Here is a 17,942-nt window from a genome sequence, read left to right as displayed (position 1 = left end):
TTTATAAAAAATTCATATTTTTGAAAGAGCGGACTTTGGCTCCGGCCCGATTAACGCCCAAAAAAGAGAGCAGAACGAGAATCATCTCTCATCCTACTCAAGGTGTCATGTGTAAGCCGATGTCTATCATAACATGAAAAAAAACTGCTTAGTAGTCTAGACTTTTATTCTTATTTTTTGTAAGAATCACATTTTTTTTCGCTTTCAACGGTTTCTTCAATCTCCACATCAGCACCGATTTCTTTCAGTACGGCTTTCAGAGCGCTTGTGATGGAAGCCTCTCTGATCAGTTCTTTGCCGTCAACGATGATGCTGGTTCCATATTCATAGCAGGAATCATCTTCACAAGTTTCTTCCCAATGGTTGATTATCACCTTGTGTTTCAATCGTCTCACCCTCTGCATGATCAATGTCAGTACTTAGTGTAGCTTGTGCGGCCCGCTTTGTAAATTCGAACGCTTGTGAAATTTATTCAAGCTCATCCAGCGCCGTTTCTTTTTTCAGTTCGATTTTATCCGTTTTTTCATCATAGCGGTATATTTTTAAGTAACCGTCCTCGACAATGCCGAAACGATTATGTTCCAGCTGCACCACGCCTTCTGTCTGCGGTTCGGCATCCGCCAAGCCGCCGTCATCATCCGTCACCACCGTCTCGTGATTGCTGCAAGCTCCAAACAGCAAAAAAACAGCGATCCAAACGAGCGTAATCCTGATTCTTCTCAGTTCATTTTCACTTTCGAACACGATTTTCCGTACCCCCTTTTATCTTTCCGATATACGGCCTGCAATATACAGACGCGCATAGAAAAAGACCATTGTTCATGGTCTTTGTCAAAAAGTCTATTCAAGCTCAAGCTGGACGTTTTTTTGCGGGGCGAACGTGGAGATGGCATGTTTATAAATAAGCTGCTGCTTCCCCTCCGTTTCGAGCAAAACGGTAAAGTTGTCAAAGCCTTTTACCTGGCCGCGAAGCTGAAAGCCGTTGAGTAAAAACACCGTGACGAACGTATTGTCTTTTCGGATTTGATTCAAAAACTGATCTTGAATATTAATCGGTTTCATGTTTCGTCCTCCTTGGTTCTCAATACAATACTGTTTCGATTAAATTTCCAGTTTTCCTGCTATGCACTCGAAAATTTCCTTTTTTTTCTGCTCAATATCAACAGGCGGCGTCATATCTGTCCATGAAACGGGCATTTTATTGCGAAACCAGGTCAGCTGGCGTTTCGCATATCGCCTTGAATTTTGTTTTAATTGCTCCACAGCCTGAGGGAGCGGCACTTTTCCATCAAGATATTCATACAGCTCTTTATAGCCGATTGCCTGAATCGATTGGCTGTCCCGGATATTCATATCATACAGCCGCTTTACTTCGTCAAGAAGGCCGGTTTCCAGCATCAGGTCAACGCGCTCGTTAATCCGGCCGTACAGCACTTCTCTGTCCATTGTAAGACCGATAAGAACCGCATTGTAAAGCAGCTCCCGTTTTTGGGTTTTAAGATGCTCTGACATTGTTTTTCCCGATACATGCAGGATTTCGAGCGCGCGGATGACTCTTCGCGTATTGTTTTGATGAATGGCTGCCGCCGCTTCCGGGTCGGCTGCCGCAAGCTTGGCATGAAGCGCTTCCGCCCCTTCTTCAGCCGCCAGTTTCTCCATGCGCTCCCGGAATACAGGGTCGCCGGAGTTTTCCGTGAACGTATAGTCATACAGCACGGACTGAATGTACAGACCCGTCCCCCCGACAATCATCGGCAGCTTTCCTCTACCGGCAATCTCGGTGATTTTTCCCCTTACCATTTTCTGATAATCCGCCGTTGAAAAAGTGTCGGACGGCTCCAAAATATCAATCAGGTGATGCGGCACGCCTTCTGTCTCTTCTTCGGTGACTTTGGCCGTTCCGATGTCCATCCCTTTATATACCTGCATGGAATCTCCGCTGATGATTTCCGCATTCAGCATTTTCGCGAGTCCGATGCTTAGTTTTGTTTTTCCGACTGCCGTCGGTCCGACGAGTATGACGACAGGCTGTTTTTTATTTTTCAATATGTATCACTCTCTTTTATAAATCTCCCCCTAATTATAGCATTCATTTCTTCAGGCACCTATCCATTTTGCCCTTTTTCCTGAGCGCTAAACATCCGCTACCACCCGATCGGCTCGTTTCCGACAACCTCTCTCGTTTTTCCTTTGAGCGTATGGCGGTGCGTTTTCCGTCCTTTCTCCCGCGGATCGTAAACGACGCCGCCGTGCTGGATCTGAATCGGCTCATTGTAGGCGGCAAAGGTGGTCTCTGAAAGCTCATGGTAATGTGTTCCGTCAACCCTCGGGATGGCAGGGCCGGAAATGCCGTAATACCTATGAAAATGGCCGTTTTCAAACGAGGTGATGCCCGTATAGAAATGTGTATGCTCATCTGTATTGCTGCCGTTCTCCGGCTGCGAAAAGCCTTCGATCACATGGTAATGCCCCTGCACTACATCCGTAACAGCCCGGTATGCGTGTGTGTGCGGAGGTTTTTTTGACCAATCGGACTGATACAGGCCCACAAAAGCTCACTCCTTTATTTTTTGATAAACGCCCAATCAAAAATTGGTGGGCTGAATACTCTGTTATCATCTCAAATTTATTCTTGGAGGTACCTAAATTATGAATGAAGAATACACATACGAAGCAGATAGTGATATGAGACAGTTTGGACGGCCCGGATTTGGGTTTGGACGGCCGGGCTTCGGGTTCGGGCGTCCCGGATTCGGATTCGGCTTCGGGCGGCCGGGTTTTGGTTTTGGCCGGCCTTGGTTTGGCCGCCCTTGGTTTGGCGGGTTCGGACGGCCGTTTGGTTTTTACGGCGGACCGTTTGTCGGAGGGCTTGTCGGGGGGCTTGTCGGAAGCGCTTTGTTCAATCCGTATTTGTACGGAGGTTACGGCTACCCTTACTATCCGTATTACTACTAAGACAATCAAAAAGGGCTCCTTTCAGGGGCCTTTTTATATAGGCCTAATGTCTTGACTTGGCGGGCAAAGTTCGGATATTATTTTATTTTACTGCCTTAAACAAAAGGCATAAGGATTATGATGAGAGGGGGATTTGATATGATTCTGGGTTATATCTTCCTCACAATTGCTATTTTATCAGAGTCAATCGGCGCGGCCATGCTGAAGGTCTCCCGCGGATTTACGCGGTTTTTGCCGAGCGCGCTTGTAGTGGCAGGCTATTCATTGGCCTTTTATATGCTTTCACTGACACTGAATCTCATTCCGCTCAGCTTATCCTATGCAACATGGAGCGGAGCCGGAACGGTGCTCGCATCCATTATCGGAGCGAAATGGTTTCATGAAAAACTGGACAAGCAGGCCGTCATCGGACTTGTATTCTTATTAGCCGGTGTCATTCTGATGAATTGGTAGAAAGGAGAAGCATGATATGAAAGGATTACTCTGCCTGGCATTAGCCATTGTATCAGAAGTGTTCGGAAGCACGATGCTGAAGCTGTCGGACGGTTTTACGCACTTATGGCCCGCTCTCGGCGTCATTGCCGGAATCGGAGCCTCTTTTATGTTTTTGAGCTTCTCTTTGAAAAGCCTTGATTTATCCGCCGCATACGCGACATGGTCAGGTGTCGGCACGGCTTTAACGGCAATTGTCGGCTTTTTTGTTTTTAAGGAAGCCATGACAGCCAAAATGATGATCGGGCTTATTTTTGTCATCACAGGCGTCATCCTGCTGAACCGTTCCAAGTCTCAAATAGCTAAAAAAAATCAAACGGCCCGGAGCTGACCGTTTGAACTCGTCAAGCGCGGGCAGCTTTTACTTCAACCTCAAGCTCCATCTCCACGTTTCCTTGGATCGCTCGTGAAATCATACAGGAGGACTCCGCTTTTTGCGCTAACTTCCTGGCGAGCGTAAAGTCCGTTTCGGCTGCATCCGGCTTTAATAATATAAACGGGCGGTGAATGATTTTCTGGTACGTGAACACACCGTTCGTGACGTCTACAATTCCTTCAGATTCCATATGTAGATCTTCTTTATCCAGACCGCTTCTTTCCATCATCGCCGCAAGCGTTATAATATAACAGGTCGCGGCCGCTCCAAGCAGCATTTCATCAGGATTTGTGCCTTCTCCGGGTCCGTCCATTTCCTTAGGAATGGACACAGCCGTTTCCAGCCGGCCGCTTTTAATATCGCCGACGTCATTGCGATTTCCGGGCCAATTTGCTTTTAAATAAAAGTGATGTTTTGCCAAGGGACAAACCTCCTTTTTTTTCAGTTTACTCACCTTTCACTGGTTTGTCTTTTTTTAAGCTCACGAATACTCTTGATTGATCACTCTTTTTATCGTACGGACAAACCGGTAAAATTCCTCCGTTTTTGTGAATTCCCTTTCGCGGTAATCAAAATTATCAAAAAACGCTTCCCGCTGTTCTCTGCTGATCTCAAGCTGTATACTAAGCCCGGTTTGAGCCTGGTTATTGATATTTTCGGTGTCAACCCCGGCCAGACCGGTTTTTGAGGTTGCCAATTCTGCAGGAAATCCGTTTCGTTTGAGAGCTCTCACCAATTTTTTCGCCCGCTTCCGGTCGCTTCCTCCGACAAGAGTATTTTTCTCGTCGCCTTTATAACCGTGAACTGCGATAACATAATGGTGCTGCTTAATGCTTTCGACTGCTGAAGGCTCATCGAACTTGGTGCTCGTAATATGAAGAGTCTGGTTATCATGCGCTTTTAATCCCTCAAACAGGTAGGTTGAATAATCATCCCTGAAAGAGCGGACGATCTCGCTCACCCCGCCCTCAATTCTCCCTCCGTGCGGCGACATGATCAATACGGGGCTCCCCTTTCGCTTATTGTACGATATATGATAATCATCGGGGTCTTCATGTTCAGCCAGATCTTTAAAATCTGTGTATGTATCAGAAGAATTCGAGGGATCAGGGTCTGACGCATAATGAGCACATCTTATTAGTAAGACCATTGCTACGATAATGATGACATTAAGTAAAATTCTTTTCATCAGCTCTCCTTCTTTGCTCCTTTCTGAAAAATGAAATATTCATTATATGGATTTTTGTCAATAGGTCTTATCTTAACATTCTATTAACATTATCATCAGTGAAAAACTTCCCGGTTTCGAAAAATCAATGGATTGTCACGGTTCAAGCGCTCAAATGCCGGGCATCAGTGAAAAAAGGTTGAGAGAGGGCAAAAAAAAAGGGAGGAACGCCCGAATTTTCAGGGGCGGGAGATTCACGGCCGGAAACGGACGGCATCAAGAATACGCTTTTAAAAATGAATATCCGCCTCCCGAAGCAAATGCGCAGGACAGAATGGAGCCCGTCAAAAAAGTTCTCATCTGCCTTTTTGTACAGCAAAATACCGTTACAGCCCGCTCATCCCCTTTTTTTGTCATAATGGTCCGTTTTGAAATGGAGCCGTCTTTTTTCATATATATAATATCAATCGGAAGCTGTTTTTCCAAGGAATGTCTCAATATGATGTTCATGTGTATACCTCCTTCCGCCGGATTCATCATAAACGAACAAACGTTCTGATCCAACTTGATTTCTTCTCCTGAAAAACCGCAAGTAACCAGCTCTCCTGAAGGACAAACAAACTGACCGAACATACGGCCTGTTCATATGGTATAGAGAGAATCGCCAGAATGGGAGGAAAAGTATATATGTTTGGTTACTCAATGGTACAAATGGTGCGGTCAAATGCTCATAAGCTGGACTGGCCGCTCAGAGAAAACGTATTACAGTTATATAAACCTTTCAAATGGACACCTTGCTTTTTACACAATTTTTTCGAAAAAAAGGTGAAAAACAGAAAGAAAATGTCAGTCATCATTGAATTTGAAGAGGGCTGCCATGAATCCGGTTTTCACAGCACAGGACAGGTCTTATCAAAAGAAAAACGCTGCACTATAAAAAAGCAGTTTCAAACAATCAATTGCTGCAGCGCCGAAGTCACTCCGTCCGCCCTTCACATGCTTCTTTCGCAATGCCGGGATATCCGTAAAATCTATTTAAACCGTGAAGTAAAAGCTCTCCTTGATACGGCAGCTGAATCGTCTCATGCAAAAGAAGTGACCCGTAACGGCACCGTATTAACAGGAAAAGGCATAACCGTCGCCGTTATTGATACCGGAATCTACCAGCATCCCGATTTAGAAGGCAGGATTATCGGATTTGCGGACTTTGTCAACCAAAAGACAGAACCGTATGATGACAACGGGCACGGCACCCATTGCGCCGGTGATATCGCAAGCAGCGGCGCTTCATCTTCGGGTAAATATCAGGGGCCGGCGCCGGAAGCCGATCTGATCGGAGTCAAGGTTTTAAACAAATCAGGATCAGGAACCTTGGCTGATATCATTGAAGGTGTGGAATGGTGCATACAATATAATAAAGAACACACAAAGAATCCGATCAGAATCATCAGCATGTCACTGGGCGGAGATGCGCTCAGATATGATAAAGAAACGGACGACCCGCTCGTCAAGGCCGTTGAAGAGGCATGGAATGAAGGAATCGTCGTCTGCGTCGCCGCGGGCAACTCCGGTCCGGAAGCTCAAACGATTTCAAGCCCCGGTGTCAGCGAGAAGGTCATCACGGTAGGCGCCTATGATGACAATGATACAGCCAGCAATGAGGACGATACGGTCGCTTCTTTCTCAAGCCGCGGCCCGACGGTGTACAGAAAAGAGAAGCCTGACATTCTTGCGCCCGGGGTCGATATCGTATCTCTCCGTTCTCCGCGTTCATATCTTGACAAATTACAGAAATCAAACCGAGTAGGCTCCTTGTATTTCAGTCTTTCGGGCACGTCCATGGCCACTCCGATCTGTGCGGGCATCGCCGCCTTAATCCTTCAGCAAAACCCGCAGCTTTCGCCTGACGAAGTGAAAACATTGATCAAACAAAGTCCGGATCAATGGACAAATGAAGATCCGAACATTTACGGAGCGGGCGCAGTGAACGCCGAAAACGCCGTGCCGAAAGAGTAACCTTTTTATCATGAGAACGGGGTCGTCTGCACCGGCAGATGACTCCGTTTTTCAGGTGAATAGATGAAACATTTATAATGAAGGAACTCGGAACAGGTCAGAACCGGCTGTCAGAAAAAAAGATCAATGCAAGGCAGTGTATTTCTAAAAAAATAGGGAATAAGTATGGTGTAGATAAAAGGAGGAATCACAATGGCACTTACAAACACCGAATTGTCTGAATGGCTGCAAAAACAGATCGGACAAACGCTTGATATCAGAAAAGGAGAGCTGACAGACAGCCGAAACGAGATTTCTGATATGGATCAGATCATGCTTCACCTTGATGATGTTCTCGTCCGCCGGACAAACCATCCCGATGACTATGTAGCGGATGAAGAACTCGTCTTAAAAGGGCACGGCACAACCTATACGGAGGAAGGAAATGTCCCGCTTCCCCAAGATGCGTATGAAATTCCTCTGCTCGGCGACATTACCATCCAAAAGGAGCAAGACGGATTAAAGGTACATACAGATCGGGCCGTGTATACAATCGGGACCCGGAAAGAGCAATAAAAAGAAAAAACGCCCTGAATCAGCGGCGTTTTTTTATTGGTTTTTTTCTTCAGAATATCCGTGGAACATCGTGAATGCGCAAAGCATAATGCCTAAAATAATGATAATCGGGAGCCAGATCACGGCAAACTTATAATCCGGTTCGGCAAAAGCGCCTATGACCGCCCCAAAGCAATACAGAACCAAGGCAAGCGCGCGCAATACAGCATCTCTCGTAAACTGCTTCCGCTTGTCCGCTTTGTAAAACCTTGCGGTGAGATCTTCAAAAAAATTAGCGAGCGTTCCCGTTAATACGGTCGTGGAAATCCCCGCTACACCAAGTTTTCTCGCGGCTGTCGTCTGCATTCCCATTGCGAAGCTGAGCAGCATAATCAGCACATAAACAGAAATGGCATCTGCAAAAAAGCAAGAGAACAAAGCAAACAGCAGCAAAACAGCTCCTTCAATAGCTAAAGCGGCAGTTACCGCAGGGGGCCAGAATGATTTCTTTTTATTGCCCACAAGCAGGGCCGCGGCAATAACGCCGGCAATAAATCCGATTAACGAGGTTAACGATTTGAGTACGGCAAGGTGCCATGAATTGCCGATCGCCAGGCCGAACAGAACGATATTCCCCGTCATATTGGCAGTAAAGATATGTCCCAGGCTTAAATAACCGATCACATCCACAATTCCCGCTGTTAAACAAAGAAGTAAAAGTGCAATATTTCGGTATGTAGTCACTGTCAATGTGATCCAATCCTTTCTTATGCTGATTCCAACATATAAGTTTACTCTTTGCCATTTCATATGTCCAGCCGGCGTGCCGCTTTTTCAAAGCATAAAAAAACTCCGGCGAACCGGAGAAGTTACTGAACGATAAATAATACTCTCGTGCCGTCGGAATAGCCGCTCATTTGATTTCCAACCCATGAACCGGCCCCGCGGTTATCCGACGGGGTTACATATCTGATATCAGCCCCCGCCCCGCCTTCTGTGCAGACTGCCATGGGCCATTCATCACGGTCAAACCCGGGCTTTGTCGGAATTCCTTTCAATGATTCTTTCCTTCTATTCTCCGCTCCGCCCCGATCAATTGTACAAATCTCAGAATGACCTGCCGAAATGGCGGCTTTTATATGATTTCCCGTCTCTGGATATTTTGACAGCGGGAAATACAGCACCTGATCGTATCGGGATGCGGCACGAGCAGCACTGTCCGAATGGATGCCGGCGCCCGTAAGGCCGAACTGAAGAGAGATCACCAAAAGCAGACTTGCCGCCCATTTCATAAACGCATTCATTCACATCCTCCTTAAGAAGTTGATATGAAGCGTAAATATGTATATTAGCCGGATTTAACACACATGATGAATTGGCAAAAAAAGTTTGCTGTTTTGTTGATAATTAACGAAAATGGCGGCTTTACGATTTATCTATTGAACCGGCTTCTGTTTCCTTATATATTTTAGACATACTTATGAGCCGTTGTGATCAGTGTCTTCGGCAGATAAAAGGAGGAATGCCGTCCGGTCGGCAGGCACCGGCTGTTGGTTATGTCTTTTCAAAAACATGAAGGCGGGGAAATCCAGATGGAAAAAACAATGTTTCACCCACACTCACCCGAGTTTCACGAAGACCCTTTTGCGGTTTTAAGCAGATTCAGAGAGCAGGACCCCATACATAAATTCGAACTGCAGCGTTTCGGAGGCACCTTTCCGGCATGGCTCATCACGCGTTATGATGATTGTATGGCGTTTTTAAAAGACGGCAGAATTACGAGAGATGTAAAACGGGTCATGCCGAAGGAGCTGATCGCGAAGCTGAATGTCAGCGAAGATATCGATTTTGTCTCAGAGCATATGCTGGCAAAAGACCCTCCGGATCATTCACGTCTTCGATCTTTGGTGCATCAGGGGTTCACTCCCCGGATGATTGAGCAGCTTCGCACCGGGATAGAGCAGATCACAGAAGAGCTGCTGGATGAAATGGAAAAAAAAGCAGACCCTGATATCATGAGAGATTTCGCGGCACCGCTTCCGTTTATCGTCATTTCCGAGCTGCTCGGAATTCCGAAAGAGGACCGCGCCAAATTTCAAGTGTGGACAAACGCAATGGTTGACACGTCAGAAAGCGGACAAGATGCGACCAACCAGGCTCTCAAAGAATTTAAACAATATATGAAAACACTGATCGAAGAAAAAAGAAAACATCCGGCTGAAGATCTGACAACCAAGCTTATTTACGCTGAAGAGGACGGCCAAAAGCTGAGTGAATCAGAGCTGTATTCCATGCTGTTTTTGTTAGTCGTTGCCGGGCTTGAAACAACGGTTAACCTTCTCGGCTCCGGCACCCTGGCGCTTCTTCTGCACAAAGACCAGATGGAGAAGATAAAGCGGCAGCCCGAAAATATCCAGACGGCGGTCGAAGAGCTTTTGCGTTACACCTCTCCCGTCATCATGATGGCGAATCGATGGGCGCTTGAAGATTTCACCTATAAAGATGTTTCTATTAAAAAAGGCGATATGATATTTATCGGCATCGGTTCAGCCAATCGGGACCCGGAATATTTCGATGATCCTGATACATTAAATATAGCGAGAACACCGAACCGTCATATCTCTTTTGGATTCGGCATTCATTTTTGTCTCGGGGCTCCGCTCGCCCGGATGGAAGCATCCATTGCCTTTACTTCGCTTTTAAAACGGTTCCCGAATATAGAGCTGAAAGGCGCGCCCGAGGATGTAACATGGAGAAAAAACGTGTTTTTGAGAGGGCTTGAAACATTGCCTGTCAGATTTTAATATCGCCCCCTGTTTATCGGGGGTTTTTTTAATGTCTTATAAACAGGAAATCAATATAATAGTAAATATTTAGTACATAATGAATTTAGTTCTATGTATAAAAAAACGGCCGGATTGCTCCGGCCGTTCTCTATTACCGTTTTACCAACTCATTTGTTTCGTCCAGCTTTTTTCTGAAAGATTTAAGGAAATTTGCGCTTATCGTTCCTTTGTTTGCGTACAGTTTTTCGCAGAATGCCTTAATGGCGTTTTGCGGCTTTGGTTCCGACAGCATTGTGACATGATTGGAGGAGTGGACGTCCAGCAGGTGAAAGTGTTTCATCTGGTGTTCCCATTCTTTCCAATACGCATCATGGTCTAACGGAATTTGTTCTTCCTCTGCTGTCAGATAACGTTCAAGATCTCCGAGGAACAAACCGCTTTTATTACGGAAGTAGTAGCATTGCAGCGCTTCCGGATGAGGCAGCGGCTTCATGTCATACTCTTCCATTCCGTAAGCGAGCTGCGTCTTCATCATTTGCTCCAGCTGCATCCGGATCGCTTCTTCGGATTTTGGCAGACCGCGCTTTTTGGCAAGGCCGATCAATTCTTTCAATACTTCTTCTCCCTCAGCCTGGACGGTAATGTCTTCTCTGCTGATTAATGCCTCTTCAAGGTTTTCAGGCTTAAGATATGCCGTAAGCATCGTATTGATCGTTTGCAGCATGACTGACTTAACAGATGGTTTTCTTTCTTTCCATTTTTCACTGTACGGGGTGTCGATCATGACGGCGCTTTTTACTGTATGACCTTCCTCCTGCAAGAGGCGCGCGGTTTCATATGCAAGCATTCCGCCCAAGGAATATCCGCCGAGGTCATAAGGGCCTTTCGGCTGTACCGCTTGGATGATTCTCATATAAGAAGCGGCCGTCTCTTCGATTCCTTGCAGCGGCTCTTTCCCTGTCAAACCTCTTGCCTGGATGCCGTAAAAAGGACGTTGACTCTTTTTGGCGAATGGCTGGTATGCTTCAACGCCTCCTGTTCCGCCGTGAAACCAAAAAACAGGACGGCCTTTTTCTCTTTCATTCAGCTTGACGAGTTCGGGAAAATTCCGGCCCGCCTCATGCGGTTGGTTCGTTTTTAACAGCATGCCGATCTCCTGAAGAGTGCTGCATTTCTGAAGAGCTTCCAGACTGATGCGGCTGTCTCCGTCCTCAAGTTTTTTCAGCAGCTGAATACAGGAGATTGAATCGAATCCGTATTCAGTCAGGGGCTTATTTTGATCAATTTCCGCTGCCTTCATCCCCAAAATGTCAGCCACAATGTCAGCTGCGCTCTCGCGGCGGAGCTGAGGGTCCTGGGAAACCGGTGCAAGGCTGATCTCTTCTGGCTGACCGCCGTTCCAATACTTGTGGTGTTCAAAAGGATATGTCGGAAGCGGCACTCTTTGAACAGATTCGCCTTGGTGGAGTCTGTCCCACGGTATATCCGCTCCTTTCACCCAGCAAAATGCAAGCTTTTCCAGATTGTTTTCAGCCAACAGCGTCTCCGTGACGACTGTACCGAGAGTCCCTTCCAGTAAAACGCCGATATCTCCTGATCCAGTCTGCTGACTGCCTGTAAAGAAGCTTTTCATTCCATTGCTTTCTTCGGAAAATGCTCTGTACTCTTTCAGTTTTTCCAGCAATTCATCTTGATTGCGGGCAACGAGTGCCAAGCGGCAGTTCATCGCCTCACGGCCGGTCTGAAGCGTATAAGCAATATCCCGCAATGACGGAGTATCTCCAGTTTGCACAAAATCAGCCAGCTGACCTGCGGCCGCCTTAAGACGCCCTTCGCTCTTAGCAGAAAGCACGATAAGCTGCGGGTCATGCTCAGATTCTTTGTCTTTATGGCTCGGGCTGTACTGTTCCAAGACGACATGCGCATTCATGCCGCCGAAGCCATAGCTGTTAATTGCGGCCCGGCGCGGGATCGGTCTGCCCGTATGGTCGGTGAGCTGTGTCCATTCCTGATTGTCTTCGGTGAAACGGAAGCGGCTTTTTTGAATAGCCATTTGCTCATTTGCAGCTGTAAATCCGGGAAGGCCCGGGATGGTATGATGCTTCATGGCCATCGCTACTTTTATAAGGGCGGCCAGTCCGGAAGCGAGTTCGCCGTGCCCGATGCAAGGTTTCACGGTGCTGATATAACAAGGCGTGCTTTCCTCTTGATTTGCAGACTCGCCGTAACCCGCTTTGATTGCATTAAACTCCAGCGCATCTGCCATTTCGGAGGCAATGCCGTGCGCTTCAATATAAGTGACGGTTTGCGGATCAACATCGGTGTCTTCGTACGCTTTTTTCATCGCGGCCTTCATTCCCGCCGGATTCGGTGCGTGAAGCGACATGCCTTTACCGCCGTGAGACACTCCTGTTCCTTTAATGACCATGTGAATATGATCGCCGTCTTCAATTGCCGCCTCAAGCGGTTTGATGATGATCACGCCCGCCCCTTCGCTTCTGACAAAGCCATCCGCATCTTTTTGGAACGATTTCGCCCGGCCGTTTTTGCTTAAATATCCCATTGAGTCAAAACCGATAAAACCTTTCGGCGATTGCAGAATATTGGCGGCGCCCACGACAGCCTGCTCACATTCGTTATGACGGATTGATTGAACCGCCCTGTGCAATGCCACCAGCGTTGACGTGCAGGCAGCCTCGTAATATTCACTCGGTCCTTGTAAATTCAAGGCATATGATATCCTGTTCGGAATGATGGACGGAATGGCTGTTCCATTGTTCGGATCGCTGTTGCCCGCGGCAACGAAAACGCCTGTCGTCCTGCTTGATAATGCCTTATTTGTCAGGCCCGCATCCTCCATTGCCTTCCATGTATGCATCAAAAGCAGAAACTGCTCCGGCCCCATTTGTGATGCCTCTTTAGGAGAAATTCCGAAAAAGAGCGGGTCAAATTCTCCGACACCGTCAATAAAACCGCCCCATCTGAGACTCGTGTCATTCTCATCGCCGGCGTAACGGCGCCAGTCCCAGCGGTCCGCCGGAATTTCGGTAATACAGCGATCCCCGTTTACGATGTGCCCCCAAAAAGACTGGATATCCGGGGATTGCGGAAACTGAGCTGACATACCGATAATCGCGATTCCTTGCTTGACATCGGCGTTTTCACAAGGCGTATGCTGTTTCTTCGGTAAAGTGCGCTCTTCTGTTTCCGTGACCCCAGCCTCTTCTGAATGCTTATGATCGGCAAGCAATTGAGAAAACTTGCTCTCATATGCTGACGCGAAGTGGCGGGTCAGCTCCTCCGCCGTCGGATACTCGAAAAACAATGTTGGATTCACATCGATGTCCGCCTCTTGGCCGATCTCTTTTGTCAGCCCGATCAGACTCGCTGAATCAAGTCCCAATTCCATGATATTCGCGTCAGAACGAAGAGAGGACGCGGGTTCATCCATCATCTTGGCGAGCTTGCCAAGGACGTAGCTGCGGATATCATCTGTCAGACTGCCGGCAGAAATCGGTGCTCCCGCATTCTTAACAGCCGTTCGGGCCGGCTGATTCATCTGTTCGGTTTTCGGGCGGAACCGTTTCAGGGCATAGCCTTCAAAACGCATCACCACTTCCGATCGGCTGCTGATGACATCTGCGTTAATCAGAATCATTTCCCCCGTTTGTTTGGCCAGCTTGATGTGCAGCCAGCAATCGGTAAGATTTTCCGGGCTGCTGAAGGTGACGGAATTAATGCCGAACGGCAGATAGCTTTCCGCCTCTGTTTGGTCCAATAAAGAAAGCGAGGCCAAGTAAGCACTGTTGGCGATTAACGGATTTATGGCATAATGATGCGCTTGTTGTGAGTCGCTATTGTTCAGGTTCACTTTCGCTAAAACGGCATCAGTGCCTTTGTACAGGCGGGTGATCGTTTTAAATTCTTCTCCCCACACGACGGTTCCCGTTCCGTCTCCGTATAACTCATCTATCCGGCCCACTTCCCGGTATGAGCGCTGAATGGCCGCCAGATCCGCGTGCTGCTTTTGAAACGGATACGGGCTGCACTCGGCATACGCCGCTATGCTCCAATCAGGAGACGTGCGGCTGCGGTGCATTATGCTCAGTTCAAATCCATCCCCGTTTTGTTTCGATTCTGTTTTCAGCTCGATGCGATCGCCTTTTTTTACGGTAATGGGGCTGACGTAATTCAGTTTTTTAATATGTCCTCCCTCTGCTTCAGGAAAAAGATCACAAAAATGATCGACTGCCAGACTGTTATATGTAGCGCCGACGAGTACCGGTTCTCCGCTGAATTGATGCCCTTTCACGTATGGGTCGTCATCACTGTATACCGCCTGAACGCCGGCAGCGTTTTCTGATTCACCGAAATGAAAAGAAGTCCCGTGGTCAAAAGCGTAGGCCGGCAGATGAACGGCGTGCTCTTGCTGCAACTGATCAAACGTGATATTCTCTCCTTTTTCCCATTGCCGCGCACGCCGGCCGATATCAGAATCGGAGAAATTGAGATTCCGCTGATCCATGCGGTAAGCGGCCAGTTTTTCCGACAGTTCCTGAACGGAAGCAGCCGTAAATGCCGCCCGATACTCCGGATGATGCGTTCTTTTTTGCAGCGCGGATGCGATGGCGGCCGGATGAAGAGATGGCGTCTTTTCTAAAAAGGCCGCCAGTCTCTCAAGATAGGCTTCAAAACTCCATTTTGTTTTCGCTGACACAGGGAAAATATATTCCTCATTGCCGTGACGGGCATGATTAGAATTCGGATTGATATATTCTTCTACGATGAGATTTGCATATGCCCCGCCTGCCCCGAAGGAATTGATCATGCTTCTCCGCGGTATGATGTCTCCCGTCTCGGCATCCTTCAGACGCTCCCAATACTCGGTTTTCTCCTGCAGGTAAAAGGCCGTTTGTTCAAGCACGATATTCGGATTTTGCGGTTTTGCATTAATGGTTGGAACTAATGTTTCCCGCTCCATTTGCAGCAGCACTTTCGCGAGCTGGGACATCCCGGAGGCCGCCTCTAAATGGCCGAGATTTGACTTGACGGATCCAAGCGCGCAAAATCGTTTTTTATCGGTATATTGCGAGAACGCGTTTGTCAGGGCAATGACCTCAATCGGATCTCCCAATACAGAGCCGTTTGCCGCTGATTCAACATAACTGATTGTTTCCGGATTGATTCCGGCCTTGTCAATGGAAGCCGCCATGAGCTTCGCCTGCTGTTTCGGATCCGGAGCCGTGTACATCTGCCTTCCGCCGCTATGGCACAACGCGCTGCTTTTAATGATCCCGTAAATATGGTCTTTGTCGGCAACCGCTTTGGAGAGCGGCTTCAAGAGCACTGCTCCGACTCCTTCTCCCGGCATCAGGCCCGTGCCGGTTCCGAAGCTTTTGCTTTCACTTCCCTGCTCAAGCAAATTCGCCCGTTCGAGCGCATCATATTTAGACGGTTCAAGCGTGAGATTGACCCCTCCGGCAATCGCCATGGAACAGCTGTTAAGCTTCAGGCTTTCACAGGCGAGATGAATGGCGCTCAGTGAGCTGGAGCATGCGGTCGTAACGCCCATGCTCGGACCCGTTAAATTGAAAAAGTGGGAAATGCGGTTGGCGATATGCCAATCCCCTCCGTTAGAGCTGAGTGCAGCTTTTTCCAATGACGGGATATTCCAGAAATATTGATTGTACATACTGCCCATAAATACACCAATTCCGCTGTCTGATTCCTGCCATTCGTTTACTCTCTCTAACGAGTAGCCTCCGTTTTCAAATGTTTCCCATACGGTTTCAAGGCTTAGACGGAGCTCAGGCGTCATCTCCATCACATGGTCTTCCCGGATGTCAAACAAGTGATGGTCAAAAGCGTCAATATGCTTCAGAAATCCGCCGTACCGTGTTTTGCGTTCTTCTTTTCGTGTTTCTTTTGCCATCGTTTTCAGAAGACCGGACTTCCATCTGTTTTCCGGAGCTTCCGTAATACAGCTGTCTCCGGCTTTTAAATGCTCCCACAGCTCATCGAGGGTTTCAGACTCGGGATAGCGGCCGCTGATGCCGATAATGGCAATGTCGTCACGATCTGAGCGATTATCGGTGACGTTTTCTGTTTCCGGCTTTGGCGCTTTTGGCTCTTTTTGTTCAGTGATAAATCGCCGCGTTTCCGTGACAAGCGGCACCGGTTCATTCATTGCAGGTTCCGGATGCTCCGTTTCAGGAGGCGCTTGATCGGCTCCGAATGCCTGTTGCAGCTTATCCGGGTAAGTTTCCAGCAAATACTCGGCAAGTTCTTTCGTATTCGTGTGTTCAAATAAGACCGTTTTCGGCAGCTCGCCCGTCAATGTTTCCAGTTCACGGATAAAATTCACCTGCAAAATGGAGTCGATGCCGTATTTTTCAAAGCTGGTTTCCGGCTGAATGCGCTCGGGAGCAAGCTTTATGGACTTGGCTAACGTTTCTTTTATGAATTGCACCGTCCGGTCTGTGACTGAGAAAGACGGTTCTGTGAAATCAGCCGGCTCTTTGGAAGCCGCAATTTCTTCAACCGCCGGCGCGTCCGGCTGCTTTTGCCTGATGACGCCGTCGCTTTCTGCCGCCACGATCTGCTGGCCGAGGTGATGTGACGATTCCGCCATAAATGTAACGTACCGATATCCCTCGCTTTCCAGCGCAGACTGCCACGCTTCAGGATACAGCCCAGGGCATCCGGGAATGCGCAGTTTGGCGTCTTCATACAGCCACCAGCCTTCCAAAAGACCGAATGTCAGATGAGAATAAACCGAATGGCTGCTGATCTCATTTAATAGCAAAATCCCATTCTTTTTAAGCACCGCTTTGGCATTGCGAAGTGTCCGACGAATATTTTTTGTCGCGTGAAGCACATTTGCCGCAATTACCGCGTCATATGCGCCCGCCTCTATACCCTGCAAAGCCGGGGGCTCTTCCACATTAAACCGCTTATAAGTCAAATACGGATTGTCGGGACCGTATTCTTTTTCAGCATGCATGAAAAAGGCCTTTGACAGATCGGTGTAGCAATATTCTTTCACATGATGTTTGACCTCTTTTAATCTTTTGAAAACGGCCGCGCTCGTCCCGCCCGTCCCCGCTCCGATCTCTAATATCCGGATTTCCGCGTTCGGGTCTTCTTTCAGGCGTTCTTCAATGAAAGCCGTCAATGTGTCAGCGAGCACCTCATTAAAGTAGTCTGCCGTTTCATTGTTTTTATAGATTCCTTCAACCAATTCCATTGAGGAATCAGGAAACAGAACATCAGTGGCAGAAACTCTGCCGGATAAAATATCCGGCAAAGCTCTGAGAGCGGTCTCCACTAAGGTGATCATCGCCCGTTTGCTGCTGTCCTTGAGTAAAGGAGCTTTCTTTTCATCCCATTCTTGCCACAGAACGTCCGCACGCTCTATCGGACCCGTTAACACATACGTACTGCCAGACTGTTTCAAAAAGCCTTTTTGCACCAAGATGGAGATGCTTTCTTCCAGCCACCTGCCGTAAAACCCCTGCATGACAGGCTGCGTTTCGTTTTCCGTAAAAAATCCGACAGATTTCAGCTGGCCTGCCAATAGTTTGTAAAGAAGATCTTCAGTGTTTTGCAAAGCCGT

At 47.8% G+C, this 17,942-nt stretch carries 17 protein-coding genes; 6 read left to right on the top strand and 11 right to left on the bottom strand.

What is annotated here, in order from left to right:
* Positions 1 to 170 precede the first annotated feature (170 nt).
* From ACWJJX_RS04310 to ACWJJX_RS04290, 5 genes are all read right to left on the bottom strand, one after another.
* The gene (locus tag ACWJJX_RS04310) at positions 171 to 386 is read right to left on the bottom strand and encodes a hypothetical protein (RefSeq protein ID WP_003154062.1); all 216 of its coding nucleotides are present in this window, start codon (positions 384 to 386) and stop codon (positions 171 to 173) included.
* A gap of 82 nt (positions 387 to 468) precedes the next feature.
* Positions 469 to 744, bottom strand: a complete 276-nt coding sequence (locus ACWJJX_RS04305; protein WP_071391798.1) for a YmzC family protein — start codon at positions 742 to 744, stop codon at positions 469 to 471.
* 96 nt (positions 745 to 840) lie between these two features.
* Positions 841 to 1,062 (bottom strand): RNA chaperone Hfq, encoded by a 222-nt coding sequence (hfq, locus tag ACWJJX_RS04300; protein WP_003154064.1) that lies wholly within the window; start codon positions 1,060 to 1,062, stop codon positions 841 to 843.
* 39 nt (positions 1,063 to 1,101) lie between these two features.
* Positions 1,102 to 2,046 (bottom strand): tRNA (adenosine(37)-N6)-dimethylallyltransferase MiaA, encoded by a 945-nt coding sequence (gene miaA, locus ACWJJX_RS04295; protein WP_015388203.1) that lies wholly within the window; start codon positions 2,044 to 2,046, stop codon positions 1,102 to 1,104.
* 98 nt (positions 2,047 to 2,144) lie between these two features.
* The gene (locus ACWJJX_RS04290) at positions 2,145 to 2,549 is read right to left on the bottom strand and encodes a YmaF family protein (RefSeq protein WP_070081859.1); all 405 of its coding nucleotides are present in this window, start codon (positions 2,547 to 2,549) and stop codon (positions 2,145 to 2,147) included.
* Between the two features lie 100 nt (positions 2,550 to 2,649).
* Between ACWJJX_RS04290 and ACWJJX_RS04285 the strand changes: the two genes are divergently transcribed.
* The 3 genes from ACWJJX_RS04285 to erbB all read left to right on the top strand — a co-directional run bounded on the left by ACWJJX_RS04285 (position 2,650) and on the right by erbB (position 3,778).
* The gene (locus ACWJJX_RS04285; protein ID WP_015239898.1) at positions 2,650 to 2,955 is read left to right on the top strand and encodes a hypothetical protein; all 306 of its coding nucleotides are present in this window, start codon (positions 2,650 to 2,652) and stop codon (positions 2,953 to 2,955) included.
* A 138-nt stretch (positions 2,956 to 3,093) separates the two neighbouring features.
* Positions 3,094 to 3,408, top strand: coding sequence for an SMR family multidrug efflux transporter EbrA (gene erbA, locus ACWJJX_RS04280; protein ID WP_003154071.1), 315 nt, complete (start codon positions 3,094 to 3,096; stop codon positions 3,406 to 3,408).
* Positions 3,409 to 3,424: 16 nt separating this feature from the next.
* Entirely contained in the window at positions 3,425 to 3,778 is a 354-nt protein-coding gene (gene erbB, locus ACWJJX_RS04275) for an SMR family multidrug efflux transporter EbrB (protein WP_454022757.1), read from the top strand.
* Between the two features lie 13 nt (positions 3,779 to 3,791).
* Here erbB and ACWJJX_RS04270 read toward each other — a convergent pair whose 3' ends face one another.
* From ACWJJX_RS04270 to ACWJJX_RS04260, 3 genes are all read right to left on the bottom strand, one after another.
* A complete protein-coding gene (locus ACWJJX_RS04270; protein WP_070081858.1) occupies positions 3,792 to 4,244 on the bottom strand; it encodes an OsmC family protein in 453 nt (150 codons plus the stop codon).
* A gap of 60 nt (positions 4,245 to 4,304) precedes the next feature.
* Positions 4,305 to 5,012, bottom strand: a complete 708-nt coding sequence (locus ACWJJX_RS04265; protein WP_003154076.1) for a poly-gamma-glutamate hydrolase family protein — start codon at positions 5,010 to 5,012, stop codon at positions 4,305 to 4,307.
* A gap of 255 nt (positions 5,013 to 5,267) precedes the next feature.
* Positions 5,268 to 5,501: a hypothetical protein gene (locus ACWJJX_RS04260; protein ID WP_326355222.1), complete on the bottom strand. Its 234-nt coding sequence runs from the start codon at positions 5,499 to 5,501 to the stop codon at positions 5,268 to 5,270.
* Between the two features lie 177 nt (positions 5,502 to 5,678).
* Here ACWJJX_RS04260 and ACWJJX_RS04255 point away from each other — a divergent pair, with 177 nt between their 5' ends.
* Together ACWJJX_RS04255 and ACWJJX_RS04250 are read left to right on the top strand one after the other, a co-directional pair.
* A complete protein-coding gene (locus ACWJJX_RS04255; RefSeq protein WP_454022756.1) occupies positions 5,679 to 7,007 on the top strand; it encodes a S8 family peptidase in 1,329 nt (442 codons plus the stop codon).
* Positions 7,008 to 7,199: 192 nt separating this feature from the next.
* Positions 7,200 to 7,562 (top strand): hypothetical protein, encoded by a 363-nt coding sequence (locus tag ACWJJX_RS04250; protein ID WP_007410383.1) that lies wholly within the window; start codon positions 7,200 to 7,202, stop codon positions 7,560 to 7,562.
* A 33-nt stretch (positions 7,563 to 7,595) separates the two neighbouring features.
* Here ACWJJX_RS04250 and ACWJJX_RS04245 read toward each other — a convergent pair whose 3' ends face one another.
* Together ACWJJX_RS04245 and ACWJJX_RS04240 are read right to left on the bottom strand one after the other, a co-directional pair.
* A complete protein-coding gene (locus ACWJJX_RS04245) occupies positions 7,596 to 8,351 on the bottom strand; it encodes a YoaK family protein (RefSeq protein WP_077722226.1) in 756 nt (251 codons plus the stop codon).
* Positions 8,352 to 8,410: 59 nt separating this feature from the next.
* Positions 8,411 to 8,845, bottom strand: a complete 435-nt coding sequence (locus ACWJJX_RS04240) for a NucA/NucB deoxyribonuclease domain-containing protein (protein ID WP_174737271.1) — start codon at positions 8,843 to 8,845, stop codon at positions 8,411 to 8,413.
* A gap of 288 nt (positions 8,846 to 9,133) precedes the next feature.
* Between ACWJJX_RS04240 and ACWJJX_RS04235 the strand changes: the two genes are divergently transcribed.
* The gene (locus ACWJJX_RS04235; RefSeq protein WP_454022755.1) at positions 9,134 to 10,345 is read left to right on the top strand and encodes a cytochrome P450 family protein; all 1,212 of its coding nucleotides are present in this window, start codon (positions 9,134 to 9,136) and stop codon (positions 10,343 to 10,345) included.
* Between the two features lie 133 nt (positions 10,346 to 10,478).
* Here ACWJJX_RS04235 and ACWJJX_RS04230 read toward each other — a convergent pair whose 3' ends face one another.
* The gene (locus tag ACWJJX_RS04230; protein WP_454022754.1) at positions 10,479 to 17,936 is read right to left on the bottom strand and encodes a beta-ketoacyl synthase N-terminal-like domain-containing protein; all 7,458 of its coding nucleotides are present in this window, start codon (positions 17,934 to 17,936) and stop codon (positions 10,479 to 10,481) included.
* Between the last annotated feature and the right edge of the window lie 6 nt (positions 17,937 to 17,942).

The organism is Bacillus sp. YH3-2-B2 (assembly GCF_053663335.1).
This window is presented reverse-complemented; position numbering and strand designations above follow the sequence as displayed.